This is a genomic window from Pseudomonas sp. Pseusp15 (assembly GCF_059492165.1).
On the sequence record NZ_CP168523.1, the window covers coordinates 2,826,896 to 2,850,465 of the forward strand.

Here is a 23,570-nt window from a genome sequence, read left to right on the forward strand (position 1 = left end):
CGCCGACATGATCGAACCCGGCATTTATAAAGACGTCATGAGCTCGTTCCCTTCCGGAGTCACGGTGGTTACCACCCTGGACCCGGACGGCGGCATCGTCGGCATCACCGCCAGCGCCTTCAGTGCGCTGTCGATCGACCCGGCACTGGTGCTGTTCTGCCCCAATTATGCCTCCGACACCTACCCGATCCTGCGCGACAGCAAGCAGTTCGCGATTCATCTGCTGTCCGCCGACCAGACTGCCGAAGCCTATGCGTTTGCCGGTAAAGGCAAGGACAAGGCCAAAGGCATCGACTGGCACCTCAGCGAGCTGGGCAACCCGCTGCTGGGCAAAGCCACCGCGATTATCGAGTGCGAACTATGGCGTGAGTACGACGGCGGCGATCACGCGATCATCGTCGGCGCGGTGAAGAACCTGATTCTGCCCGAGCAACCGGTGACGCCGATGGTCTATCACAAAGGCAAGCTGGGCCCGCTGCCCACCCTGGCCTGACGTCTACATTTGGGCTGCGTCTAACCACCCCCCGGTGCAGCCCTTTTTTACTTCTATTATGGGAGCCGGCATGAGCCCAGCAGCCTTGCAACTGTTCCGCCAGCAGGCCTACATCGACGGCCAATGGCTGGATGCGCCCGATGGCACCTGTCAGGACATTTTCAACCCGGCCACCGGCGAGCTGATCGGCCGAGTGCCGAACCTCGGTGCCGCCCAAGCTCGTCAGGCGATCGACGCCGCCAACAACGCTTGGCCGGCCTGGCGCGCACTGACCGCCAAGGAACGCAGCCAGACGCTCAAGCGCTGGCATTCGCTGATGCTCGAAAACGCCGACGCCCTGGCTCAAATCCTCACCCTGGAACAAGGCAAACCCCTGGCCGAAGCCAAGGGTGAAATTCTCTACGCCGCAAGTTTCATCGAGTGGTTCGCCGAAGAAGCCAAGCGCATCTACGGCGACACCATTCCCAGCCACAAAGCCGATGCGCGCATTGTGGTCAGCAAGGAACCGATCGGCGTGGTCGCGGCCATCACCCCGTGGAACTTCCCGGCGGCGATGATCACCCGCAAGGCCGGCCCGGCGCTGGCGGCCGGTTGCCCGTGCATCGTCAAACCGGCCCCGGAGACACCGTTCTCGGCGCTGGCCATGGCCGCGCTGGCGGAACAGGCCGGGATTCCACCGGGCATTTTCAACGTGATCACCGGCGACGCCGTGGCCATCGGTGGCGAACTGACTGCCAGCCCATTGGTGCGCAAACTGTCATTCACCGGCTCCACTGCAATCGGAAAGTTGTTGATGGCTCAGTGCGCGCCGACGCTGAAAAAAGTCTCGCTGGAACTGGGGGGCAACGCGCCCTTCATCGTGTTCGACGATGCCGACCTGGAGCGTGCCGTGGAAGGCGCGCTGATCGCCAAGTTCCGCAATGCCGGGCAGACCTGCGTCTGCGCCAATCGCTTCCTGGTGCAGAGTGGTATTCATGATGCTTTCGCCACGCGCCTGGCCGAACGCGTGGTGCAACTGAACGTGGGCGACGGTTTTGAGGCAGGCGTCACCCAAGGTCCGCTGATCAACGAACGCGCGGTGGCCAAAGTCGAAGACCACGTGCAGGACGCCCTCGCCCAGGGTGCACAACTGCTTTGCGGTGGCGACCGCCATGCGCTGGGCCACGGTTTCTTCCAGCCAACGGTGCTGGCCGGCGTAACCGGTGAGATGAAAGTCGCTCAGGAAGAAACCTTCGGCCCGCTGGCCGCGGTGTTCCGCTTCGACACCGAAGCCGAGGCCGTGCACCTGGCCAACGACACCGAGTTCGGCCTCGCCGCCTATTGCTACACCCGCGACCTGGGCCGGGCCTGGCGCATGAGCGAAGCGTTGGAGTACGGCATGGTCGGGATCAACGAAGGACTGATTTCCACCGAAGTCGCGCCGTTCGGTGGCATTAAGTCCTCGGGGCTGGGCCGCGAAGGTTCCAAGTACGGCATCGAGGATTATCTGGAACTCAAATACACCCTGATGGGCGGGCTCGACGACTTTGGGAGCACACAACGATGAGCAACGAAAAGTATGAAAAAGGCCTGAAAATCCGCACCCAGGTGCTGGGCGAAGCCTACGTGAACCGCTCCATCGAGAACGCCGACGACTTCACCCGGCCACTGCAGGAAATGGTCACCGAGTATTGCTGGGGCCACGTCTGGGGCCGTGAGGGTTTGTCGCTTAAAGAGCGCAGCATGATAAACTTGGCGATGATTTCGGCCCTCAACCGGCCGCACGAACTCAAGCTGCATGTACGCGGTGCCTTGCGTAACGGGCTGAGTCGTGAACAAATACGCGAAATTCTGCTTCAGGTCGGTATTTATTGCGGTGTCCCCGCTGCCGTAGACAGTTTCCGGCTCGCCCGTGAAGCCTTCGCCGAAGCCGATGCCGAGGCCTCCAGTTAACCCTTGGCTGCTGTGATGACCTGAGCACGATGATCCTCGATCGACGTGCTCTTTTTGCATGGACAGCCACACTCAGAGCGGACCCCATGAAACGCCTGCCACTCGACGACAGCTTCAAGGTCAATCGCAACCCCGTTACCCTGCGCGAAATCGTGCTGGATAAACTGCGTAGCGCCATCATGAACTTCCAGCTCCTGCCGGGAGACCGACTGGTCGAACGCGATCTGTGCGATCGCCTGGGCGTCAGCCGCACTTCCGTACGTGAAGCCTTGCGTCACCTGGAATCCGAAGGCCTGGTGGAGTTCGCCGACGCCAAGGGCCCACGGGTCGCGATCATCACCCTGGCCGATGCCGTCGATATCTATGAGCTGCGTTGCGTGCTCGAAGGCCTGATCGTTCAGCTGTTCACCCTGCGCGCCAAAGCCAAGGACATCAAGGCCCTGGAAAAAGCCCTCGAGGAAAACCGCAAGGCCCTCAAGGAAGGCGAACTGCAACAGGTCATCGATTCGGTGCAGGGTTTCTACGACGTGCTGCTCGAAGGTTCCGGCAACCATGTCGCCGCCACCCAGCTGCGCCAGTTGCAGGCCCGCATCAGCTACCTGCGGGCGACCTCGGTGTCCCAGGAAAACCGTCGCGGCAGCAGCAACCAGGAAATGGAACGCATGGTCGAGGCGATCAAGAGCGGCGATCCGCTAGCCGCTCACCAGGCTTGCGTCGACCACGTGCGCGCCGCCGCTGCTGTGGCTCTCGATTACCTGAAACGCAAACAGGAAGAAACCGGCGCGATCCCAGAGATCACGCTGCCCATCGCCCTTAAAGAACCGCGCATAGGTCGCTAATCATGTTCAGCCCGAGCTTTTGTCCGAAGTGTGGCGGCAGTGACCTGGGTCAGCAGCTACCGCCGGGCGATACGCACGAGCGCCTGATGTGCCGCGGTTGCGGCTACATCCATTACATCAATCCGAAAATCATCGCCGGTTGTATCATCGAACAGGACGGCAAGTACCTGCTCTGCCAGCGCGCGATCCCGCCGCGCCCTGGTACCTGGACGCTGCCGGCCGGCTTCATGGAAGCTGGCGAGACCACCGAGCAGGCAGCGCTGCGTGAAGTCTGGGAAGAAAGCGGTGTGCGCGCGGAAATCCTCTCGCCCTACTCGATCTTCAGCGTGCCGAAGATCAGCGAGGTGTACATCATCTTCCGCGCCATCGCGCTGGAGATCACCGGTCAGTATGGGCCGGAAACCCTGGACTACAAATTCTTCGCGCCCGAGGACATTCCCTGGGACAGCATCTATTATCCGGCGATCCGGCAGATCCTCGAACGCTATATCGAGGAACGCCAGGCCGGGGTCTACGGCATCTACATCGGCAACGACGACAGCGGCAAAATTCACTTCATCCGCTGATATCCCCTAGGGCGCCACGCCTTCGACAATGATCACTTCGGCCCGAGCCACGCCCTCGCGGTGCCGTTTCGCCTCTTGATATTGCTCGCTGTGGTAACAGGCGAGCGCCTGCTCGTAAGAATCGAATTCGATGACCACGCTGCGTTGCGGCGTGCGGCGACCTTCCATCGCTTCGCTGCGCCCGCCCCTGGCAAGCATCCGCCCGCCATATAACGCGAAGGCCGCCGGTGCCCGCTGGGTGTATTGGCTGTATTGATCGGGGTCGGTGACATCCACGTGAGCAATCCAGTACGCCTTCATAGTGACCTCTTGGTTTATTTTGTATTATGGTATACCAATAAATATACCCACCCAACACTGAGAGTTCCAGCATGGCCTTCAACAGCATCGAAGAAATCATCGAAGACTACCGGCAAGGCAAGATGGTGCTGCTGGTCGATGACGAGGACCGGGAAAACGAAGGCGATCTGCTCCTCGCCGCCGATCGCTGTACCGCCGAGGCTATCAGCTTCATGGCCCGCGAAGCACGGGGCCTGATCTGCCTGACCTTGACCGATGAACACTGTCAGCGCCTGGGGCTGGAGCAGATGGTGCCGAGCAATGGCAGCGTGTTCAGCACCGCGTTCACCGTGTCTATTGAAGCCGCCGTCGGTGTGACCACTGGCATCTCCGCCGCCGACCGTGCACGTACCGTCGCCGCGGCGGTTGCCGCCGATGCCGGGCCCGCCGACCTTGTGCAACCGGGTCATATCTTTCCGTTACGCGCCAAAGAAGGTGGCGTACTGACCCGCGCCGGCCACACCGAAGCCGGTTGTGACCTCGCCCGCCTGGCCGGTTTCACCCCGGCGTCGGTGATTGTCGAAGTGATGAACGACGATGGAACCATGGCCCGTCGCCCGGACCTGGAAGTGTTCGCCCGCAAACACGGGATCAAGATTGGCACCATCGCCGACCTGATCCATTACCGCCTGAGCACCGAACACACAGTGGTGCGCATCGGCGAGCGCGAATTGCCGACGGTGCATGGGACTTTCCGGCTGATCACCTTCGAAGACCGCATCGAAGGCGGCGTGCACATGGCGATGGTAATGGGCGACATCCGCCGGGACGAGCCGACGCTGGTGCGGGTGCATGTGATTGATCCGCTGCGTGATCTGGTTGGCGCCGAATACAACGGCCCGTCCAACTGGACACTATGGGCGGCCCTGCAGCGGGTGGCTGAAGAAGGTCGCGGCGTAGTGGTCGTGCTGGCCAACCATGAGTCGTCGCAAGCGCTGTTGGAACGCGTGCCTCAACTCACCCAGCTGCCGCGACAGTTCAGCCGCTCGCAATCGCGCATCTATTCTGAAGTAGGGACCGGAGCGCAGATTCTCCAGGATCTCGGGGTGGGCAAGTTGCGTCATCTCGGCCCACCACTGAAATACGCAGGCTTGACCGGTTACGACCTGGAAGTGGTAGAGAGCATCCCTTTCACCGAATGAGTCCGGGGCTGGCCCCTTTACCCGCGCAGTTCACTATTGGGTGGCCTGACGGCAAAAAAACCGCTTTTGGCTGATAACCGGTAAGGCAAAATGCTTGCACAAAGCTTGGAATACCATAATATGATATTCCATAGACCGAACGCTTCAGCCAAAAGCCCCGGCAGGGAAAAGCACAAACAACAGCTCTTGGCACGGTCGCCTTTAAGGCCAGATGGACCTACTGCTCCCGATAGGCGGGCGACAAAAGCCCGCTTAAAAACACAACAATGAGGGCGTGAAAATGGTGTTGAAGAAAAGTGCAACCGCAATACTGTTCGCGGGCTTACTGGCCACGGTCAGCCATGTGGCAATGGCGGCCGAAAGCGTCAACTTCGTCAGCTGGGGCGGTACCACCCAGGATGCGCAGAAGCAGGCCTGGGCCGATCCGTTCAGCAAGGCCACCGGCATCACCGTGGTCCAGGATGGCCCTACCGACTATGGCAAACTCAAAGCCATGGTCGAAAGCGGTAACGTGCAATGGGACGTGGTCGACGTCGAAGCTGACTTCGCCTTGCGCGCAGCCTCCGAAGGTTTGCTCGAACCCCTCGATTTCTCCGTGATCCAGCGCGACAAAATCGACCCGCGCTTCGTCTCCGATCATGGCGTCGGTTCGTTCTTCTTCTCGTTTGTGCTCGGTTACAACGAAGGCAAGCTCGGCGCCAACAAACCTCAGGACTGGTCCGCGCTGTTCGATACCAAGACCTACCCCGGCAAACGCGCCCTCTACAAATGGCCAAGCCCTGGCGTGCTCGAATTGGCGCTTCTGGCCGATGGTGTAGCTGCCGACAAACTCTATCCGCTGGACCTGGATCGGGCCTTCAAGAAGCTCGACACCATCAAGAAAGACATCGTCTGGTGGGGCGGCGGCGCGCAATCGCAACAGCTGCTGGCGTCGGGTGAGGCGAGCATGGGCCAATTCTGGAACGGCCGGATTCATGCCCTCCAGGAAGATGGTGCACCGGTGGGTGTGAGCTGGAAACAGAACCTGGTCATGGCCGACATTCTGGTCATTCCAAAAGGCTCGAAAAACAAGGCCGCGGCCATGAAGTTCCTGGCCAACGCCAGCAGCGCCAAAGGACAAGCTGACTTCTCCAACCTGACCGCCTATGCGCCGGTCAACGTCGACAGCGTGGCACGCCTGGATTCAGTGCTGGCCCCTAACCTGCCGACGGCCTACGCCAAGGATCAGATCACTCTTGATTTCGCGTACTGGGCCAAGAACGGTCCGGCCATCGCGACACGGTGGAACGAATGGCTGGTCAAATGAAAATGACGGCAACAGCGTCCCGTCAACCTACACCGACCGGGAGCGCCGCTGGCGCTGCCGGGGCGGTTCCCGGCAAGGCGGCTGCGATGAACCAATCTCCTTCCCTGGCACAGCGCTGGCGCGGTTCGAGCAACCTGATCCCCGCCCTGCTGTTCCTCGGTCTGTTCTTTCTGGCGCCGTTGATCGGCCTGCTGCTGCGGGGCGTACTGGAGCCGGTACCGGGCCTGGGCAACTATGAACAACTGTTTGCGAACTCGGCTTACGCCCGGGTCTTGATCAACACCTTTTCGGTGGCTGGGCTGGTGACCCTGTTCAGCCTGCTGCTGGGCTTTCCGCTGGCCTGGGCAATCACGCTGGTGCCCCGTGGCTGGGGCCGCTGGATCCTGAACATCGTGCTGCTGTCGATGTGGACCAGCCTGCTGGCGCGGACCTATTCCTGGCTGGTGCTGTTGCAGGCCTCCGGGGTGATCAACAAGGCGTTGATGGCGATGGGCATCATCGATCAGCCACTGGAAATGGTGCACAACCTGACCGGTGTAGTGATCGGCATGAGCTACATCATGATCCCGTTCATCGTGCTGCCGTTGCAGGCGACCATGCAGGCCATCGACCCGATGATTCTGCAGGCCGGTTCGATTTGCGGCGCCAGCCCCTGGACCAACTTCTTCCGGGTGTTCCTGCCGCTGTGTCGGCCGGGGTTGTTCTCCGGTGGCCTGATGGTATTTGTGATGTCCCTTGGTTACTACGTGACCCCGGCCCTGCTGGGCGGCGCGCAGAACATGATGCTGCCCGAATTCATCATTCAGCAGGTGCAGTCGTTCCTCAATTGGGGACTGGCCAGCGCCGGCGCAGCCTTGCTGATCGTGATCACGCTGGTGTTGTTCTACTTCTACCTGAAGCTCCAGCCGGAATCCCCGGTTGGCGCCAGCAACCCGAGGTAAGCCGTCATGCTCCTGACCCCCAATGCCATGAGCCGCAGGATGCGTTTGGGCCTGTACTTCACGACCGGTCTGATCGCGTTGTTCCTGCTGTTGCCGATCGTGTTCATCGTGCTGCTGTCCTTCGGCTCCTCCCAGTGGCTGGTGTTTCCGCCACCGGGCTGGACGCTGAAATGGTACGGCCAGTTCTTCTCCAACGCTGACTGGATGAACGCCGCCATGGCCAGCCTCAAGGTGGCGGTGCTGACCACGATCTGCGCCGTAGCCCTGGGCCTGCCGACCGCGTTTGCCCTGGTGCGCGGGCGTTTCCCCGGCCGGGAAATGCTCTACGGCCTGTTCACCCTGCCGATGATCGTGCCACTGGTGATCATTGCGGTGGCGGTGTACGCACTGTTCCTCAAGCTCGGTTACACCGGGACCATGTTCGCTTTCGTGGTCAGCCACGTGATTGTTGCGCTGCCATTCACCATCATCTCGATCATCAACTCACTGAAGCTGTTCGATCAGTCGATTGAAGATGCCGCGGTGATCTGCGGTGCCTCGCGCCTGCAAGCGGTATTCAAGGTGACCTTTCCGGCGATTCGTCCGGGCATGGTCGCCGGTGCGCTGTTCGCGTTCCTGGTTTCCTGGGATGAAGTGGTGCTGAGCGTGATGATGGCCAGCCCGACCCTGCAAACCCTTCCGGTAAAAATGTGGACCACCCTGCGCCAGGACCTGACGCCCGTGATCGCCGTCGCCTCGACGCTGCTGATCGGCCTCTCGGTATTGGTCATGGTCATCGCCGCCGCCGTTCGCCGGCGCAATCAAATCAGCGCCTGAGCGCCCAGGAGAACAACATGAGTGCCGTCATCAAAGATTCCGCGCAGCAGCACGACAAACCACTGGTCAGCCTGCGCAACCTGAACAAGTACTACGGCGATTTCGCCGCCGTGGACAACATCTCGCTGGACATCAAGGACGGTGAATTCCTCACCTTCCTCGGCTCCAGCGGCTCCGGCAAAAGCACCACCTTGTCGATGCTCGCCGGCTTCGAAACCCCGAGCAGCGGCGAGATCCTGGTCAACGGTCAATCGCTGGTCAACGTGCCGCCGCACAAGCGCGACATCGGCATGGTGTTCCAGCGTTATTCGCTATTCCCACACCTGTCGGTGCGCGACAACATCGCGTTCCCGTTGTCGATCCGCAAACTGGCCCCCGCCGAACGCGAGCGCCGGGTCGATGCCATGCTCAAACTGGTACAGCTTGAGCAGTTTGCCCATCGCCGCCCTTCACAACTCTCCGGTGGTCAGCAACAACGGGTAGCGATCGCTCGCGCGCTGGTCTATGAGCCACGCATCTTGCTGATGGACGAACCCCTCGGCGCGCTGGATAAAAAGCTGCGCGAAGACTTGCAGGACGAACTGCGCCAACTGCATCGGCGACTCGGTATCACCATTATCTACGTGACCCACGATCAGGAAGAAGCCATGCGTTTGTCTCAGCGCATCGCGATCTTCAGCCATGGCAAGATCGTGGGCCTGGGCAGCGGTTATGACCTGTACCAGAATCCGCCGAATGCGTTTGTCGCTTCGTTCCTCGGCAACTCGAATTTCCTCAAACTCAAGGCTCAGGGCAATGCGGTGGCTTCGTTTGAAGGCCAGTCGTTGTCGATTCGCCTGACAGCCGGTTTGCAAACCGATCAGGATGTATTGCTGATGGTGCGTCCGGAAAAAGCCCTGGCCCTGAGTGTCGAACAAGCGAGTCAAGAACCATTGGCGGCGGGCTGGAATGAAGTCTCGGCCAAGGTGGTGGAAGTGCTGTTCCTTGGCGAAAGCCAGACCTGCAGCGTAGTGACCTCGGGCGGCACGTCGATGACCGTCAAGGCCCTCTCTGCGGCCGGCATGCCACTCAAGGCGGGCGACCCGGTGCGCGTGCGCTGGGCGACAGCGGATGCTTGCGTTTATACCGAATGGGCAGAAAGCGATCTGAACAAGGCGGCGGGCGCTCACTGATGCAAAGGGCCCACCGCGGTGGGCCCGATTTTCGCGATAATCGCTCAAGTGACGTGAAACGCTACGATCAATGCCCAAGGATCGAAGTTTCAACTGTCGCAGGTGGCGTATTCCTTTAGATGCTGAACTCCACTTCAGATGGGGAGACAGCTCATCTGCGTTTGAGCCTCCTCCAGCTTGTTGCCTGGCTCTCTCAACACTTGTCGCCTAAGCTATGTTCTCCGAAACATGGATGATGACGGGAGGCGACAATGAGAGTTGCGAACATCTTTTTATTTACCGTGGGTCCAAAAGGGAACGCTCCAATCCCTAGTGTTCTCGGCATTTATCTCAAATATGCCAACAGAGACACGACAAACTTCATTGGTTGGTTTCACCTAACGGCGACAGCAATAAAGGGAGGATATTCAGGATCTTATCAACAAATCTTTATGATAGATAAGAGCGGAGACACCTCGGAAGACCATACAAAAATATCCGAGATTGCGGCTAAATTCGCCGTAGCAGAGCAGCCCCAAGGAAACACCGACTTAAAAACATTAAAGGGAGATATTGGAGCAATTGTTATAGCTCATGGTAGTTGCGCGCTAGCTGGCACACTCTCCCCCGACAAACTTGCCTACACAATTAATAATTTCAGAGTTTCAACAGGGCTGACTCAACAGTTCAGAAAAATTGTACTCGATGTCTGTAACGTCGGACAAAAGGCTGGAGTATTCAAAAAGACCAACAAAAAATATAATGGAATCACTTTCCAAGAAGATGAGCCACAGCAAGAACATTCAGAAGAAGAGGACGAGGACGAGCAGAACAAACTCAATTTTCTTCAAGCTTTTTTAGCAGTCTATGGACCACTCTCGAAAGATGCAGGCACAGTCAGTGTTGCTGGATGGGACTCGGGGATTTCGGTTTTTCATCCAGATAATGAATATTTCACCAACAAGGTAAGCGTCGCCCAAGGGAACACTGCGAATGTCTCTAATCCCGCCATTGTCGATTCATTGCAACCCGGCCAGAAATTTTTTAGCAACAGAGAACGCACTGGATCACATTCAGAATACACGCTCGGCCTTATTGATAATGAAACCCGGAAAACTCATAAAAAAATATACAACTACGCATCCGTCGAAGATCCTTCTAGTACCGGACGCATCGTGCAGCTCAAAATAAAAGACTGGTCAGACAAAGAAAAGTAGCTCTCATCTACAGCACCAGTTACATCTGGCTCAGACATGATCCGGAAACAATAATGCCCGACAGTGTGCCGGGCATTGCACATGAAGTCTGGAACGGTCAATCAATGTAGCCCAACCGCACCGCCCTGCTCCGCTGAGTCTGCCCCCGAGTAGCCAGGCAGTAATACAACGGACACGTCACCACCAACCCCACCAGCCACGAAAGATCCGCCCCCTCGACCATATTGGCATACGGCCCGACATACAACGATGTATTGGCAAACGGCAGCTGCACGATGATCCCGATGAAATACGCAACGATCGCATGCAGATTGAAGCGTCCATAAATCCCGCCGTCAGCCCGGAAGATCGACGCGATGTCGTAGCGGCCGCGCTTGATCACATAGAAGTCGATCAGATTGATCGAAGCCCACGGCACCAGTACCAGCAACAGCGCCAGGATCAAACCGATGAACTGCGAGATGAAATCCACCGAAGCGCCCAGCGCAACAACACAGCAACCGGCCAGCACCCCGCTCGACAGCACCACCCGCAGCTTGATGCTCGGCGTCCACTGGCTGGCGAAGGTCTGGATCGAGGTGATGATCGACAGCACCGCGCCATACAGATTCAAGGCGTTGTGACTGATGATATTGAGCAAAAACAGCACCATCAGAATCGGCCCGAGCCAGCCGGTGGATTGCTTCACGGCGGCCATCGCTTCGGTACCTTCCGGGGTCGCCAGCACCGCCACCGCGCCGAAGCTAAACGACAGAATGGTGCCCAGGGTCGCACCCATATAAGTGGCCCAGAACGGTTTGGCGATGCCGATATCCACCGGCAGGTAACGGGAATAGTCCGACACATAAGGCGAGAAACTGATCTGCCAGATAATCCCCAGCGATACCGTGGCCAGCCAGCCGGAGAGGTTGAAGCTACCGCGAGTCAGGAAATCCGATGGCAGTTCATGGGCGAAGATGTAAATAAACCCGGCAAGCAATGCGCTACCCATCACCCAAGTACCGATGCGGTTGAGGGCATGGATGAAGTTGTACCCGATCACTCCGATCGCGGTGGCGCCGAGGGCACCGATCAGGATGCTCGCCGGCACCGGAACCGCAGGCGCGATGCCGACAATCGACTTGCCGGCCAACACGATGTTGGAAATGAAGAAGCCGATGTAGATCAGCGCGGCGAAAAACACAATCAGCAGCGCACCATAACGGCCGAACTGGCCACGACTCTGGACCATTTGCGGAATACCCATGCGCGGGCCCTGGGCCGATGCAAGGGCGATCACCAATCCGCCGAGCATATGCCCGAAGGCAATCGCCAGCAGCCCCCAGACCAGGTCGAGGTGAAACACCTGAACCACCATCGCCCCCGTCACGATCGGCAACGGTGCGATGTTGGTGCTGAACCATAAAGTGAACAGGTCGCGGGCCTTCCCATGGCGTTCCGCGAGAGGGACGTAATCGACCGTGTGATTCTCGATCAACGGGTCTTGCCGGGACATCTGGGACATGTGCATGAACTCGAGTTTGTCTGATCTTATAGTTGTACGAAGCCAAACCGGGGGTGCGCTTTGGCAGCCCCTCAGATGCGCACCATATTATGGTATTCCAACTTTTTCACAAGGCTGATCCGATACTTTACCGGTAATCTGATCTGCACCTTCTGCGGCCGTCAGTACTCAAATTCGCGTCACAAACCCCGAAAACATTGGGTTTCATGCCCTCGACATGCGTTTATCGGCAAAGATAAAAACCACTTGCAAACTATGTATTACGGTATACCATCAGACCTATAAATTCATAAAAACCACCTCACAGCACCCGAGGACCCTCCAATGATCGATGCCGCCATCTACAAACAAGTCATGGGCTCGTTCCCGTCCGGAGTAACGGTCATCACCACGCTGGACGACGACGGACAAATCGTCGGCCTCACCGCCAGCGCGTTCAGTTCGCTGTCCATGGACCCGGCCCTGGTGCTGTTCTGCCCCAACTACAGTTCCGATTCCTATCCGGTATTGATCAAGAACAAACGCTTTGCCATTCACGTCCTGTCCGGCGGTCAGCAAAGCGAAGCCTATGCTTTCGCCCGCAAAGGCAAGGACAAGGCGCAAGGGATCGAATGGACGTTGAGCGAACTGGGCAATCCGATCCTGGCCAACGCCACGGCCGTCATCGAGTGCGAGTTGTGGCGCGAATATGAAGGCGGCGACCACGCGATCATGGTCGGCGCCGTGAAGAACCTGATAGTGCCGCAGCACACCGCCGGCCCACTGGTGTACTGCCACGGCAAGATGGGCGCCCTGCCCGTCCTCGCCTGAACCGACAGCCAATTACAAAGATTAGAGGTAGCGTCATGAAATTTTCCCTGTTCGTACACATGGAACGTTGGGACGAAAGCGTCAGCCACCGTCAGTTGTTCGAAGAACTGACCGAACTGACCCTGATGGCCGAGGCCGGTGGCTTCAGCACTGTGTGGATCGGCGAACACCACGCCATGGAATACACCATCTCGCCAAGCCCGATGCCGCTGCTGGCGTATCTGGCCGCCAAGACCACCACCATTCACCTGGGCGCCGGCACCATCATCGCGCCGTTCTGGCACCCGCTGCGGGTAGCGGGCGAATGTGCGCTGCTGGACGTGATCAGTAACGGTCGCATGGAAGTCGGCCTGGCCCGTGGCGCCTACCAGGTCGAATTCGACCGCATGGCCGGCGGCATGCCTGCCTCGTCCGGCGGTCAGGCGCTGCGGGAAATGGTCCCGGTGGTGCGCGCCCTGTGGCAAGGCGACTACGCCCACGACGGCGAGATCTGGAAATTCCCCACTTCCACCAGCGTGCCCAAGCCGATCCAGAAGCCCAACCCGCCAATGTGGATAGCGGCTCGCGACCCCGACTCGCACAACTTCGCCGTGGCCAACGGCTGCAACGTGATGGTCACGCCATTGATGAAGGGCGACGAAGAAGTTCTCGACCTGAAGAACAAGTTTCAGACCGCCCTGGACAACAACCCGGACGTACCGCGCCCGCAATTGATGGTGTTGCGCCACACCCACGTGCATGCCGCCGATGACCCTGAGGGCTGGAAAGTCGGGGCCAAGGCGATTTCCAAGTTCTACCGCACCTTCGATGCTTGGTTCGGTAACAAGACAACGCCGGTCAACGGTTTCCTGGAACCGAGCCCGGAAGAGAAGTTCGCCGAGCGCCCGGAGTTCAAACTGGAAAGCCTGCACAAAACAGCGATGATCGGCACCGCGGAAGAAATCATCCCACGCATCAAGTATTACCAGGAACTGGGCGTCGATGAGTTCAGCTTCTGGTGCGACAACAGTCTGCCCCACGCAGAGAAGAAAAAATCCCTGGAGCTGTTCATCAAGCAGGTGGTACCAGCGTTTCGCTGAGTCCACCTATCAGGCTTTGCGATAAAACCCAGGTAAGCCAAACGCCGGTTCATGCCGGCGTTTTGCTGTCCGCGCCAGACCTCAATGGTTGTAGGCACGCTCGTTGTGCTCGGCCAGATCCAGCCCCATCTCCTCCACCGATTCATCAGCCCGTAAGCCGACAAGGACATTGACGAGTTTGAGAATGACCCAGCTCACCACGAAGCAATAGACCGTGGTCAGCGCAACGCCTTTTATCTGCGCCCAGACTTGTCCTCCCAGGGTCACGCCCTCCACCAGCCCGCCCAGAGATGGTATGCAGAATACTCCGGTCAGGATCGCGCCAATCATCCCGCCGATACCGTGCAAGCCGAACACGTCGAGACTGTCGTCATAACCGAAGCGACGTTTCAGCACGGTGACGCTCAAGTAGCAGAACACCCCGCACAGCAGACCAATAGCCAACGCACCTCCAACGCCGACATAGGCGCACGCCGGCGTGATGCCCACCAGACCGGCCAAAGCCCCACTGGCCAGGCCCAGGGCACTTGGCTTGCCGACCTTGAACCACTCGGTGAACATCCAGCCGAGAATCCCGGCGCAAGCGCCCAGCTGGGTGTTGAGCATGACGATGCCGGAGGTGCCATTCAGACCGCCGCCGGAGCCGATGTTGAAGCCGAACCAGCCGACCCAGAGCATGGCCGCACCGGCCATGGTCAGGCTCAAGTTATGCGCCGGCATTGGCTCGTTTTGGTAACCCTTGCGTTTGCCCAGGATCAGGCACGCCGCCAGCGCTGCGACACCCGCATTGATATGTACCGCGGTGCCACCGGCAAAGTCGAGGACGCCCCAGTTATGCATCAAGGCCCCCGAACCACCCCAGACCATGTGCGCTACCGGGGCGTACACGAGGGTGAACCACAGCGCCATGAACAGCAGCGCCGCCGAGAACTTCATGCGTTCGGCGAATGCCCCGGCGATCAGCGCCGGGGTGATGATGGCGAAGGTCATCTGGAAGGTCACGAACACCCCTTCCGGAATTTCACCGACAAGGCTTTCCGGTGTCATGCCCGCCAGAAAGGCCCGGCTCAATCCACCGACAAAACTGTTGAACGTCACCTGTCCCTCGACCATGCCGGTGCTGTCGACCACCATGCTGTAGCCATAAATCACCCACAGCACCCCCACCAGGCCGGCGATGCCGAAGCACTGGGTAAACAACGACAGCATGTTTTTTGCCCGCACCAGGCCGCCGTAAAACAACGCAAGGCCTGGCAGACACATGAACAACACCAGCACGGCGGCGGTGACCATCCAGGCCGTGCTGCCGGTGTTCAACGTGGGAGCATCGGCTGCCTGTGCCAGCGGCACGAGCGCTCCGGCAGCCAGTAGGCCGAAAAGGGACTTGCCGAGAAGACGATTGACCATGTTCAAAGCTCCTGCAAAAGAAATGGGAAGTGTCGGGCAGTGAGCAAGGTAAGTGCGTACGGGTCTCTTGGGAGACTCTTGATCGTTGGGCAAGCCTGCGGCGATCCGGCAGGCCAACCGAAATATGTGTGGCGAGAGGGCAAGCCCCCTCGCCACAGGTTATCTCACCGGTTTCAATAACCACCCGAGCCCGGAACCCAGTTGGTCCCCGCCAACGGCACCCGCGCCATGGCGGCCGACTCCACCGTCAATGCCACCAAATCCTCGGGATCGAGGTTATGCAGGTGCGACTTGCCACACGCCCGGGCCATGGTCTGCGCCTCCAGTACCAATACCCGCAGGTAGTTGGCCAGACGCCGGCCGCCTTCCACCGGGTCCAGCCGCTTGGACAGCTCCGGATCCTGGGTAGTGATCCCCGCCGGGTCGCGGCCGTTCTGCCAGTCGTCGTAGAAACCGGCGGCCGAGCCGATTTTCTTCAGTTCCTCGTCCAGGCGTGGATGGTTATCACCCAAGGCAATCAGCGCCGCCGTGCCGATGGCCACCGCATCCGCGCCCAGCGCCATCGCCTTGGCCACATCGGCGCCGTTGCGAATACCACCCGACACGATCAACTGCACCTTGCGATGCATGCCCATCTCCTGCAAAGCCTGTACCGCTTGCGGGATGGCCGGCAGAATCGGAATCCCCACGTGTTCGATAAACACTTCCTGAGTCGCCGCGGTGCCGCCCTGCATGCCGTCGAGGACAATCACATCCGCGCCTGCCTTCACCGCCAATTTGACGTCGTAGTACGGCCGGCTCGCGCCGATTTTTACGTAGATCGGTTTTTCCCAATCCGTGATTTCGCGGATCTCGGCAATCTTGATCGCCAGGTCATCCGGGCCGGTCCAGTCCGGGTGACGGCAGGCGCTGCGCTGATCGACACCGATCGGCAACGTGCGCATGCCGGCCACCCGCTCGGTGACTTTCATGCCCAGCAGCATGCCGCCGCCACCGGGTTTGGCGCCCTGGCCCAGGACAATTTCGATGGCGTCGGCTTTGCGCAGGTCGTCCGGGTTCATGCCGTAGCGCGATGGCAAATACTGATAAACCAAATGCTGGGATTGACCGCGTTCTTCCGGGGTCATGCCACCGTCACCGGTAGTGGTGCTGGTGCCGGCGATGGTCGCGCCACGGCCCAGCGCCTCCTTGGCATTGGCCGACAACGCACCGAAACTCATGCCGGCAATGGTTACCGGAATCTTCAGGTGGATCGGCTTCTTGGCGAAGCGGTTGCCGAGGATCACATCGGTGCCGCACTTCTCCCGATAACCTTCCAGCGGGTAGCGTGAAACGCTGGCGCCCAGCAGCAACAAGTCATCGAAGTGCGGCAGCTTGCGCTTGGTGCCACCGCCGCGAATGTCATAGATGCCGGTTTCAGCGGCACGCTGTATTTCCTGAATGGTCAGGCGGTCGAAGGTCGCGGACTCACGCAACACTGGAGTGCCTGCTTTTTGGGTAGTAGGGTCGCTCATGTCTATTCTCCTCGCGCGGATCAGTACGCGGATGCGTTATCGACTTTGAAGTTGTACAACTGTCGGGCCGAGCCGTAGCGCTTGAAGTCAGTCGCCTTATGCTCGAAACCGGCACGGTTCAGCAGGACTTGCAGCTCCTCCAAGTGTTCGGCGCGCATCTCTTTTTCGACGCAGTCCGAACCCAGAGATGCGACGCTACCCTTCACGTAAATATGGGTCTCGTATAACGAATCACCCAGTGCATCGCCGGCATCGCCGCACACCACCAGGCGTCCCGCCTGGCCCATGAAACAACTCATATGGCCAATGCTGCCGCCGACCACGATGTCGATACCCTTCATGGAAATCCCGCAACGCGCACCAGCATCACCTTCAATCACCAGCAGCCCGCCATGGGCCGTGGCACCGGCCGCCTGAGAGGCGCTACCTTTGACCCGGACGTAGCCGGACATCATGTTCTCGGCGCAACCGACACCGACATTGCCGTGGACGGTGATCGAAGCCTTTTGATTCATGCCGGCGCAGTAGTAACCGGCGTGGCCCTGGATCTCGATGGACACGGCCTGGTTCACCCCGACCGCGAGGTTGTGCTTGCCGCTCGAATGAGTCACCACCCATTCGCGGTCTTCAACGTTGTTGACCTGGTCGTGCAGCGCCTGGTTGAGGTCGCGCACGGTGGCAATGGAAAGATCGATGGTTTTCATGTGTGCGCCCCTTAAGCTGACTCGCGTTCCCAGATGTACATAGTGGCCGGTGCCGGTTCCCAGACCCTCGCGTGTTCGATCCCCGGCAGGCTCGACAGCGCCTGGTATTCGGAAGCCATAGCGACGTAGTCCTCCGTCTCGGCGAGGATCGCCGGCTTGCAGGCGATCGGATCGCGGATCACCGCAAAACCGTTACGGGTACCGATGGCGAAGGTGAAGAAGCCGTCCAGATCCTCCAGCGAATGATCCAGCGCCTCCTTCAGCGAGTCGCCCTGTTGCAGGCGCCAGGTCAGGTAGCCGGCGGCGACTTCGGTGTCGTTGTCGGTCTCGAAGTGAATGCCTTCGCGCTTAAGTTCCTGACGCAGGCGGAAGTGGTTGGACAGCGAGCCGTTGTGCACCAGGCACAGGTCGGCGCCGGTGGAGAACGGGTGGCTGCCTTCCATGGTCACCGCGCTTTCGGTGGCCATCCGGGTGTGGCCGATGATGTGGCTGCCCTTCATGCCGGCCAGGCCAAAGCGTTGGGAAATCTCCTGGGGCAAGCCCATACCCTTAAGGATTTCGATGCTTTGTCCAGCGCTCATAATGCGTACGCTCGGCGCCAGCTCAGCGAGGGCCAAGCGTACCGGCGCCTCTTCGGCATTGACCTTGAGCACGGCGGCGTTGGCGTTCTGGAACCAGTCCAGCGAGCAGCCGAGGCGCCCTTCCAGCTCACCCATCAGGGTTGTCCAGTCGAAGCCTTCGGTGGTCGCCTGCAGGGTCAGCTTGACCCAGCCATCGGCGACTTCATCGCCGTAAATGGCGAAGCCGGCACTGTCCGGGCCACGATCGGTCATGGCCTGCAACATGGGTTCAAACAGCTGGCCGAGCTGAGATTCCAGCTGTGGATTTTTCAGATAAAGACCTACGATTCCACACATATCAAGTCTCCTTCGGAGGCAGTGAACACTCGACGCCATGCCGGGTGCCCGAATGGTTGTCACAACTCAGTGTTAGAAAAATTCGGTGTAGCGCTGGATTTCCCAGTCGGAGACGTGGCGGCTGTATTCCACCCACTCCATGCGCTTGAGCTTGATGAACTCGCCGACGATCTGCGGACCCAGCACCTCGGCGAACAACGGGTCGGCTTCCAGCGCATCGCAGGCTTCCTTGAGCGATTGCGGCAAAGTCTTGATGCCCCGTGCAGCGATCTGCTCCAGGCTCAGGCTGTAGAGGTTTTCATTGCAAACCTGGTCGATTTCCAGCTGACGGTCGACGCCATCCAGGCCGGCCGCAATGATCGCGGCGCTGACCAGATAGGGATTGCAACCGGCGTCCGGGAGGCGGAATTCGAGACGGCCGTAAGGCACCCGCACCATGGCTGAACGGTTGTTGGCACCGAAGGCTATAAAGGCCGGCGCCCAGGTCGCGCCGGACAACGAGTTGCCCACCACCAGACGCTTGTAGGAGTTGACCGTCGGCGCGGCGAAGGCACATAGCGCCGGGCCGTGGGCCAGCAGACCGGCGGCGAAGTGATAAGCCATTTTCGACAGGCCCATGCCGCTCGGGTCGCTGGCGTCATGGAACAGGTTCTTGTTCTCGGCGCTGCTGATCGACAGGTGAAAGTGCATGCCGTTGCCGGCACGTTTCGGGTCTGGTTTGGGCATGAACGAGCAGATCATGTCCAGGTCATTGGCAATCTCGCCGGCGGCCATGCGGAAGAAGGTGAAGCGGTCCGCCGAGGTCATGGCGTCGCTGTAGGTGTAGTTGATTTCGAACTGGCCGTTGGCGTCCTCATGGTCGATTTGATAGACCTCAAAATCCACCGCCTGCAAAGCTTCCGTCAGGCGTTCAAGAAACACCCGGGAGCGCGACAGGCCTTTGTAGTCGTAGCAAGGCTTGTCCAGGTTGTCGCTGAGGTCGACCAGTTGCAGCTTGCCCTGCTCGTCGCGGCGCATCAGGTTGAACTCGGGCTCCAGACCAGTGTTGAGGGTCCAACCCTTTTCTTCCAGGCGTTGCACTTGTTGCTGCAGCACATAACGGCTGTCATAGGGATGGGGCTTGCCGTCGACGTGGCCGATGCACACCACCCGCCCGTAACCCGGTTGCCAGGGCACTGCCGTCAGCGTCGACAGATCGCCACGGGCCATAAAGTCCGGGCCGTGAGGTTCCATGCCCATGCCGCTGATCGCGAACCCGGCAAACCCCGCTCCTTCCTCGGCAACAGCCTTGAGCCCACAGATGGGCACCGACTTGGTTTTGGCCGCCCCGTGTATATCCACAAACTGCGCAAGCACATACTTGATCCCGTGCTTGTCGATGATGCGCTGGGTTTCTGCTGGCAACATTGCTCGTCACTCCTCGCGAAAGGCAAAACATTGTGGATGGGTCTTGACTGACTTTTTATTCCTAAAAAGAAAGTTAGTTTCCCACTAGGAATGCAAGGCCCTTGCCAGATTCGCGAGTGAAGCGTTGATTCGCCGAGAAAAGCGCTTTTGTGCTGTATATATGGGAAAATTCTTTTCCCGGTGGGAATACCGCCCCGATGGATGCGAGCCGAGTGCCGCGATTTGCACTTTCTCAGTGCGAAACTAATATTACTGAACGGAAAGTGTGCAGGATCTGATGACTATGCCAACCGAAACCGCTCCGCGTCTCAAGCTTGAGCAATACCTGGGTTTACAGATCAAGCGACAACGCCAGGCGCAGGATCTGAAGCTGTCCGACGTGGCCAAGATTGCCGATATCAGCCAGGGCATGTTGAGCAAGATCGAAAACGCCCAGGTGTCCACCAGCCTCGATACCCTGAGCCGTCTGTGCGACGTGCTGGGCCTGCCGTTGTCGAAATTGTTCAGCGAATACGACCAGCAAGATGGCAGCGCGTTGTTGGTCAAGGCTGATCAGGGGATGGAAGTGGTTCGGCGAGGGACCGAGAAAGGTCACACCTACCATCTGCTCAATCACACCCGTGGGCCGAAGAAGAGTTTCGAGGCGTACATGGTGAGCATGGATGACGCGAGTGAAGAGTTTCCGACCTTCTCCCACCCGGGCACCGAATTCCTGCACTTGCTGGAAGGCGAACTGATTTATCGCCACGGCAATCAGCTGTACCGCATGGAAGCCGGCGACAGCCTGACCTTCGAAGGCGAAATTCCCCATGGCCCCGAGCAACTGGTGCAGGTACCGATCCGGATGCTGTCGATCATGAATTACGGCAACGATAAGGAGTGATCCTTAAACCGGCGTTTTGCCTGACCGCAAAACCTGTGCTCAGCGCCCCGGATTCAAACCCCTGCTGCGCTCGAAAATCGCCCCCTCGATCCCCAGCACTTCCCGGGTGTCGGCATAGATCCCGACGCCCTTTTCCCAGACGTGCTTGATCGACTGATCCGCGCAGCGAATCCGGTAATTGAGTTCAAATGGCTCCTGTCGCGACAGGGCACGTTGCACCTCGCGCCAGACGTAATCGGCATCCTGGGCCAGGATCAGGCTGTTGTAGGTGAACTCATGATTGTCCACCAACCGCTCCGGTGGATACCCGGTCAGTTGCAGGCATCCGGCACTGACGAACTCCATGGTCCAGTCGCGGTTGTTGCGCCCGCGATAGATCAGCCCCGGCATGCTGTCGAGCAGGCTCATGCTGCTTCGCTGGCTGGCCTGTAAGGCAATCTCGCGCCGCTTGTGCGCGGTAATGTCCCCGGCCACCAGATAGAAACCCTGATACCCGCGCTTGAGGCTGACCTCGAACCAACGCAGTTCTCCCGAAGGGTGAACAAAACGCAGCCGCTGGTTGAAGCAAGTCTCGGGGCGTCGCCGCAGTTCAAGCAGGGCCCGGCGCCACAGCGAACGGTCTTCGTGGTGCACATAATCGATGAGGTTGCGCTCCGGCCCCGACCGATCCATCAGCTCGACCCACGCCAGGTTGAAGTGGGCGATCTGGCCGTTGTCCCGTAGCTCAAGCAATGCCGCAGGAAAGCGGTCCATCAGGTGTATAGGCTGTGTCGGCATGAATGCCTCTGGACGTTCCATCATCTAATGCCGCTCCTCATGTCCCACCGACGAGCCGTTGTGCACCCAGGCCGCCAGCTCCAGGCGCGAGTGCAGGCCGAGCTTCTGCAACAGATTGCGCACATAGATCTTGACCGTGCCATCGCTGATCCCCAGCTCCCGGCCGATCTGTTTGTTGCTCATGCCGGCGGCAATCAGGGCCAGGGTCTGGCCCTCGCGCTCGGTCAGGTTGCCGGTGTCGAGCGGATCCGCATCCTGCACCTGTCGCTGCAGCGGTTCACGTTGGTCGGCGAGCAACGAGACCAGGGTCGAATCGAGAACAATCGCGCCCTTGTTGCAATTGCGCATGTAGGCCAGCAACGCATCAGGCTCGGTTTCCTTGAGCACATAACCGCTGGCCCCCAGGCGCAGGGCCGTCAACAACTCGGCGCGATCCATCGAGGCGGTGAGCACCACGACCTGGCAGTCGAGGCGCAACTGACGCAATTCATCGAGCACCTGCAAGCCGCTCAGGCCGGGCATGTGCAGATCCAGCAGGACTTGCTGCGGCGCCAGGCTCACGGCCAGGTTGATGCCTTCGCGACCGCTGGCGGCCTGCCCCACCACCTCGAAGTCGTCACTGGCGCCGAACAGCTGCGCCAGCCCCTTGCGAAACAGCGGATGATCATCGATCAGTAACAAGGTCGTGCAGTCCATCGAAACTCCCCTCTGGCAGGTCTGGGTGGAGATAAAGGTGTACGCGGACCCCATGGGGGCGGATCGCTTCAATGCTTAGGCGGGCGCCGATGCTGGCGGCGCGCTCACGGATAATCGCCAGGCCGAAATGATTGGCCTCCCCCGATGCCGGGCTCAGGCCGATGCCGTCATCCTCCACCGACACCGAGGTATCGCCGTCCTGGCTTTGCCGCAGCTCGATGCGCACGTGCCGTGCATGGGAATGGCGCACGGCGTTGGCCAGTGCCTCACGAATGATCTGCAAAATCTGTAATTCGGTTTCCGGGTTCAAGGCATCGTCGGCCAGACGATTGTCCAGTTCGAAGACGATGATGCAGCGCCGCGAGAACTCCGCGACCGAGTCGGCCAGGGCCTGGCGCAGCGAGCGCCCGTCCATGGTCAGGCGAGCGCTGGTGATCAGCTCGCGCACCTGGCGTTGCAGCTGGCTCAAGCCGCTGCACAGTTCCTGCAACGCGGCGCTGGCCTGCGCAGGCTCACCCATTTGCGACTGCAGCACACGCGCCTGGAACGACAGGTAGCCCAACTGCTGAGCCACCGAGTCGTGCAGCTCGCGGGCCAGGGCGCCGTGCCGGGACGTGGCCTGTTTGCGCTGTTGCTCACGGGTGTGGCAGCGCAAGCGCACAGTGACGCCGACCGCCTGTGCAGCCTCCTCCAGCAACTGGCGCCAGCTCGCTCCGACCGGTCGCGGGGTATCGAGCAACAACACCCCTTTGTTCGAATCGTCACTTTGCGGCAAGGCACACAGCAGGCGATGTACGCCCCGTTGCCGACAAGGGCCACAGGCCTGAGCCGCATCAGGCAGTGTCGAGTCACGCCAAGGGCAATGCGCAACGTCCTGACAGCCCTCGAGCAATCCGCGCCGTGCCGGCCCCATGTCTTCGCCGCCCAGGATCAGATTCAGTTTGCAGGTCGGCAACAATGCTTCGAAACGATCCAGAAAACCCGACAAGGCACCGTCAGCGTGCACCTGACACAAGGGCAATCCGGCCAGCAGTTTGCGCACGCTGCGTGCCTGTTCGGGGCGAATAGGCCCCAACCAGAGCGGCCACCACTGCGGTTGTGTTCGCACTATCGATAACTCCCCGTCCGGT

Annotated in this window: 24 protein-coding genes; 14 read left to right on the forward strand and 10 right to left on the reverse strand. The window is 59.7% G+C overall.

Features of this window, described 5'->3' with window-relative positions:
- The first annotated feature begins 7 nt into the window (after positions 1-7).
- From ACEN8R_RS12590 to ACEN8R_RS12610, 5 genes are all read left to right on the forward strand, one after another.
- On the forward strand, positions 8-493 hold the full coding sequence (locus ACEN8R_RS12590; protein WP_018927715.1) for a flavin reductase family protein: 486 nt from the start codon (positions 8-10) through the stop codon (positions 491-493).
- A gap of 70 nt (positions 494-563) precedes the next feature.
- Entirely contained in the window at positions 564-2,039 is a 1,476-nt protein-coding gene (locus ACEN8R_RS12595; protein WP_018927714.1) for an NAD-dependent succinate-semialdehyde dehydrogenase, read from the forward strand.
- The gene (locus tag ACEN8R_RS12600; protein ID WP_008059553.1) at positions 2,036-2,425 is read left to right on the forward strand and encodes a carboxymuconolactone decarboxylase family protein; all 390 of its coding nucleotides are present in this window, start codon (positions 2,036-2,038) and stop codon (positions 2,423-2,425) included. Before ACEN8R_RS12595 ends, ACEN8R_RS12600 begins: the two co-directional genes overlap by 4 nt.
- 86 nt (positions 2,426-2,511) lie before the next feature.
- Positions 2,512-3,264 (forward strand): GntR family transcriptional regulator, encoded by a 753-nt coding sequence (locus ACEN8R_RS12605; protein ID WP_018927713.1) that lies wholly within the window; start codon positions 2,512-2,514, stop codon positions 3,262-3,264.
- Between the two features lie 2 nt (positions 3,265-3,266).
- On the forward strand, positions 3,267-3,830 hold the full coding sequence (locus ACEN8R_RS12610) for an NUDIX hydrolase (RefSeq protein ID WP_018927712.1): 564 nt from the start codon (positions 3,267-3,269) through the stop codon (positions 3,828-3,830).
- A gap of 6 nt (positions 3,831-3,836) precedes the next feature.
- Here the strand turns inward: ACEN8R_RS12610 and ACEN8R_RS12615 are convergent, their stop codons facing one another.
- Positions 3,837-4,130 (reverse strand): DUF1330 domain-containing protein, encoded by a 294-nt coding sequence (locus ACEN8R_RS12615; protein WP_018927711.1) that lies wholly within the window; start codon positions 4,128-4,130, stop codon positions 3,837-3,839.
- Between the two features lie 71 nt (positions 4,131-4,201).
- Between ACEN8R_RS12615 and ribBA the strand changes: the two genes are divergently transcribed.
- The 6 genes from ribBA to ACEN8R_RS12645 all read left to right on the forward strand — a co-directional run bounded on the left by ribBA (position 4,202) and on the right by ACEN8R_RS12645 (position 10,742).
- On the forward strand, positions 4,202-5,311 hold the full coding sequence (ribBA, locus tag ACEN8R_RS12620; RefSeq protein ID WP_495624934.1) for a bifunctional 3,4-dihydroxy-2-butanone-4-phosphate synthase/GTP cyclohydrolase II: 1,110 nt from the start codon (positions 4,202-4,204) through the stop codon (positions 5,309-5,311).
- A 280-nt stretch (positions 5,312-5,591) separates the two neighbouring features.
- Positions 5,592-6,617 carry an ABC transporter substrate-binding protein gene (locus tag ACEN8R_RS12625; protein ID WP_018927709.1) on the forward strand — a complete coding sequence of 342 codons (1,026 nt, stop codon included), beginning with the start codon at positions 5,592-5,594 and terminating at the stop codon, positions 6,615-6,617.
- The gene (locus ACEN8R_RS12630) at positions 6,614-7,558 is read left to right on the forward strand and encodes an ABC transporter permease (RefSeq protein WP_495625013.1); all 945 of its coding nucleotides are present in this window, start codon (positions 6,614-6,616) and stop codon (positions 7,556-7,558) included. Before ACEN8R_RS12625 ends, ACEN8R_RS12630 begins: the two co-directional genes overlap by 4 nt.
- A gap of 6 nt (positions 7,559-7,564) precedes the next feature.
- A complete protein-coding gene (locus tag ACEN8R_RS12635; protein WP_192351093.1) occupies positions 7,565-8,374 on the forward strand; it encodes an ABC transporter permease in 810 nt (269 codons plus the stop codon).
- Positions 8,375-8,391: 17 nt separating this feature from the next.
- The gene (locus tag ACEN8R_RS12640) at positions 8,392-9,546 is read left to right on the forward strand and encodes an ABC transporter ATP-binding protein (RefSeq protein ID WP_018927706.1); all 1,155 of its coding nucleotides are present in this window, start codon (positions 8,392-8,394) and stop codon (positions 9,544-9,546) included.
- Between the two features lie 251 nt (positions 9,547-9,797).
- Complete coding sequence (locus ACEN8R_RS12645; protein WP_018927705.1) at positions 9,798-10,742, forward strand: hypothetical protein; 945 nt, start codon at positions 9,798-9,800, stop codon at positions 10,740-10,742.
- Between the two features lie 97 nt (positions 10,743-10,839).
- Here ACEN8R_RS12645 and ACEN8R_RS12650 read toward each other — a convergent pair whose 3' ends face one another.
- On the reverse strand, positions 10,840-12,246 hold the full coding sequence (locus tag ACEN8R_RS12650; RefSeq protein ID WP_018927704.1) for a purine-cytosine permease family protein: 1,407 nt from the start codon (positions 12,244-12,246) through the stop codon (positions 10,840-10,842).
- A 324-nt stretch (positions 12,247-12,570) separates the two neighbouring features.
- On the opposite strand from ACEN8R_RS12650, the gene ACEN8R_RS12655 reads away from it, so the two are divergent.
- Together ACEN8R_RS12655 and ACEN8R_RS12660 are read left to right on the forward strand one after the other, a co-directional pair.
- Positions 12,571-13,056 (forward strand): flavin reductase family protein, encoded by a 486-nt coding sequence (locus ACEN8R_RS12655; protein WP_018927703.1) that lies wholly within the window; start codon positions 12,571-12,573, stop codon positions 13,054-13,056.
- 35 nt (positions 13,057-13,091) lie between these two features.
- Positions 13,092-14,135 carry an LLM class flavin-dependent oxidoreductase gene (locus ACEN8R_RS12660; protein WP_018927702.1) on the forward strand — a complete coding sequence of 348 codons (1,044 nt, stop codon included), beginning with the start codon at positions 13,092-13,094 and terminating at the stop codon, positions 14,133-14,135.
- 81 nt (positions 14,136-14,216) lie between these two features.
- Here ACEN8R_RS12660 and ACEN8R_RS12665 read toward each other — a convergent pair whose 3' ends face one another.
- The 5 genes from ACEN8R_RS12665 to glnT all read right to left on the reverse strand — a co-directional run bounded on the left by ACEN8R_RS12665 (position 14,217) and on the right by glnT (position 20,084).
- Positions 14,217-15,542, reverse strand: coding sequence for an ammonium transporter (locus tag ACEN8R_RS12665; protein WP_018927701.1), 1,326 nt, complete (start codon positions 15,540-15,542; stop codon positions 14,217-14,219).
- Between the two features lie 173 nt (positions 15,543-15,715).
- Complete coding sequence (locus ACEN8R_RS12670) at positions 15,716-17,056, reverse strand: FMN-binding glutamate synthase family protein (protein WP_018927700.1); 1,341 nt, start codon at positions 17,054-17,056, stop codon at positions 15,716-15,718.
- A gap of 20 nt (positions 17,057-17,076) precedes the next feature.
- Positions 17,077-17,760 (reverse strand): GltB/FmdC/FwdC-like GXGXG domain-containing protein, encoded by a 684-nt coding sequence (locus tag ACEN8R_RS12675; protein WP_018927699.1) that lies wholly within the window; start codon positions 17,758-17,760, stop codon positions 17,077-17,079.
- A gap of 11 nt (positions 17,761-17,771) precedes the next feature.
- The gene (locus tag ACEN8R_RS12680; RefSeq protein ID WP_018927698.1) at positions 17,772-18,677 is read right to left on the reverse strand and encodes a class II glutamine amidotransferase; all 906 of its coding nucleotides are present in this window, start codon (positions 18,675-18,677) and stop codon (positions 17,772-17,774) included.
- Between the two features lie 72 nt (positions 18,678-18,749).
- Positions 18,750-20,084 (reverse strand): type III glutamate--ammonia ligase, encoded by a 1,335-nt coding sequence (gene glnT / locus ACEN8R_RS12685; protein ID WP_018927697.1) that lies wholly within the window; start codon positions 20,082-20,084, stop codon positions 18,750-18,752.
- A gap of 277 nt (positions 20,085-20,361) precedes the next feature.
- Here glnT and ACEN8R_RS12690 point away from each other — a divergent pair, with 277 nt between their 5' ends.
- On the forward strand, positions 20,362-20,967 hold the full coding sequence (locus tag ACEN8R_RS12690; protein ID WP_105341121.1) for a helix-turn-helix domain-containing protein: 606 nt from the start codon (positions 20,362-20,364) through the stop codon (positions 20,965-20,967).
- Between the two features lie 39 nt (positions 20,968-21,006).
- Here the strand turns inward: ACEN8R_RS12690 and ACEN8R_RS12695 are convergent, their stop codons facing one another.
- The 3 genes from ACEN8R_RS12695 to ACEN8R_RS12705 are packed head-to-tail and all read right to left on the reverse strand — an operon-like array spanning position 21,007 to position 23,548.
- On the reverse strand, positions 21,007-21,768 hold the full coding sequence (locus ACEN8R_RS12695; RefSeq protein WP_018927695.1) for a PAS domain-containing protein: 762 nt from the start codon (positions 21,766-21,768) through the stop codon (positions 21,007-21,009).
- Complete coding sequence (locus ACEN8R_RS12700; protein WP_018927694.1) at positions 21,769-22,440, reverse strand: response regulator; 672 nt, start codon at positions 22,438-22,440, stop codon at positions 21,769-21,771.
- A complete protein-coding gene (locus ACEN8R_RS12705) occupies positions 22,409-23,548 on the reverse strand; it encodes a sensor histidine kinase (protein WP_245220338.1) in 1,140 nt (379 codons plus the stop codon). Before ACEN8R_RS12705 ends, ACEN8R_RS12700 begins: the two co-directional genes overlap by 32 nt.
- Between the last annotated feature and the right edge of the window lie 22 nt (positions 23,549-23,570).

Bases quoted from the DNA above. Each gene is read 5' to 3' on its own strand.
- ACEN8R_RS12590 (WP_018927715.1), top strand. From the start codon at position 8: ATGATCGAACCCGGCATTTATAAAGACGTCATGAGCTCGTTCCCTTCC.
- ACEN8R_RS12595 (WP_018927714.1), top strand. From the start codon at position 564: ATGAGCCCAGCAGCCTTGCAACTGTTCCGCCAGCAGGCCTACATCGAC.
- ACEN8R_RS12600 (WP_008059553.1), top strand. From the start codon at position 2,036: ATGAGCAACGAAAAGTATGAAAAAGGCCTGAAAATCCGCACCCAGGTG.
- ACEN8R_RS12605 (WP_018927713.1), top strand. From the start codon at position 2,512: ATGAAACGCCTGCCACTCGACGACAGCTTCAAGGTCAATCGCAACCCC.
- ACEN8R_RS12610 (WP_018927712.1), top strand. From the start codon at position 3,267: ATGTTCAGCCCGAGCTTTTGTCCGAAGTGTGGCGGCAGTGACCTGGGT.
- ACEN8R_RS12615 (WP_018927711.1), bottom strand. From the start codon at position 4,130: ATGAAGGCGTACTGGATTGCTCACGTGGATGTCACCGACCCCGATCAA.
- ribBA (WP_495624934.1), top strand. From the start codon at position 4,202: ATGGCCTTCAACAGCATCGAAGAAATCATCGAAGACTACCGGCAAGGC.
- ACEN8R_RS12625 (WP_018927709.1), top strand. From the start codon at position 5,592: ATGGTGTTGAAGAAAAGTGCAACCGCAATACTGTTCGCGGGCTTACTG.
- ACEN8R_RS12630 (WP_495625013.1), top strand. From the start codon at position 6,614: ATGAAAATGACGGCAACAGCGTCCCGTCAACCTACACCGACCGGGAGC.
- ACEN8R_RS12635 (WP_192351093.1), top strand. From the start codon at position 7,565: ATGCTCCTGACCCCCAATGCCATGAGCCGCAGGATGCGTTTGGGCCTG.
- ACEN8R_RS12640 (WP_018927706.1), top strand. From the start codon at position 8,392: ATGAGTGCCGTCATCAAAGATTCCGCGCAGCAGCACGACAAACCACTG.
- ACEN8R_RS12645 (WP_018927705.1), top strand. From the start codon at position 9,798: ATGAGAGTTGCGAACATCTTTTTATTTACCGTGGGTCCAAAAGGGAAC.
- ACEN8R_RS12650 (WP_018927704.1), bottom strand. From the start codon at position 12,246: ATGTCCCAGATGTCCCGGCAAGACCCGTTGATCGAGAATCACACGGTC.
- ACEN8R_RS12655 (WP_018927703.1), top strand. From the start codon at position 12,571: ATGATCGATGCCGCCATCTACAAACAAGTCATGGGCTCGTTCCCGTCC.
- ACEN8R_RS12660 (WP_018927702.1), top strand. From the start codon at position 13,092: ATGAAATTTTCCCTGTTCGTACACATGGAACGTTGGGACGAAAGCGTC.
- ACEN8R_RS12665 (WP_018927701.1), bottom strand. From the start codon at position 15,542: ATGGTCAATCGTCTTCTCGGCAAGTCCCTTTTCGGCCTACTGGCTGCC.
- ACEN8R_RS12670 (WP_018927700.1), bottom strand. From the start codon at position 17,056: ATGAGCGACCCTACTACCCAAAAAGCAGGCACTCCAGTGTTGCGTGAG.
- ACEN8R_RS12675 (WP_018927699.1), bottom strand. From the start codon at position 17,760: ATGAAAACCATCGATCTTTCCATTGCCACCGTGCGCGACCTCAACCAG.
- ACEN8R_RS12680 (WP_018927698.1), bottom strand. From the start codon at position 18,677: ATGTGTGGAATCGTAGGTCTTTATCTGAAAAATCCACAGCTGGAATCT.
- glnT (WP_018927697.1), bottom strand. From the start codon at position 20,084: ATGTTGCCAGCAGAAACCCAGCGCATCATCGACAAGCACGGGATCAAG.
- ACEN8R_RS12690 (WP_105341121.1), top strand. From the start codon at position 20,362: ATGACTATGCCAACCGAAACCGCTCCGCGTCTCAAGCTTGAGCAATAC.
- ACEN8R_RS12695 (WP_018927695.1), bottom strand. From the start codon at position 21,768: ATGATGGAACGTCCAGAGGCATTCATGCCGACACAGCCTATACACCTG.
- ACEN8R_RS12700 (WP_018927694.1), bottom strand. From the start codon at position 22,440: ATGGACTGCACGACCTTGTTACTGATCGATGATCATCCGCTGTTTCGC.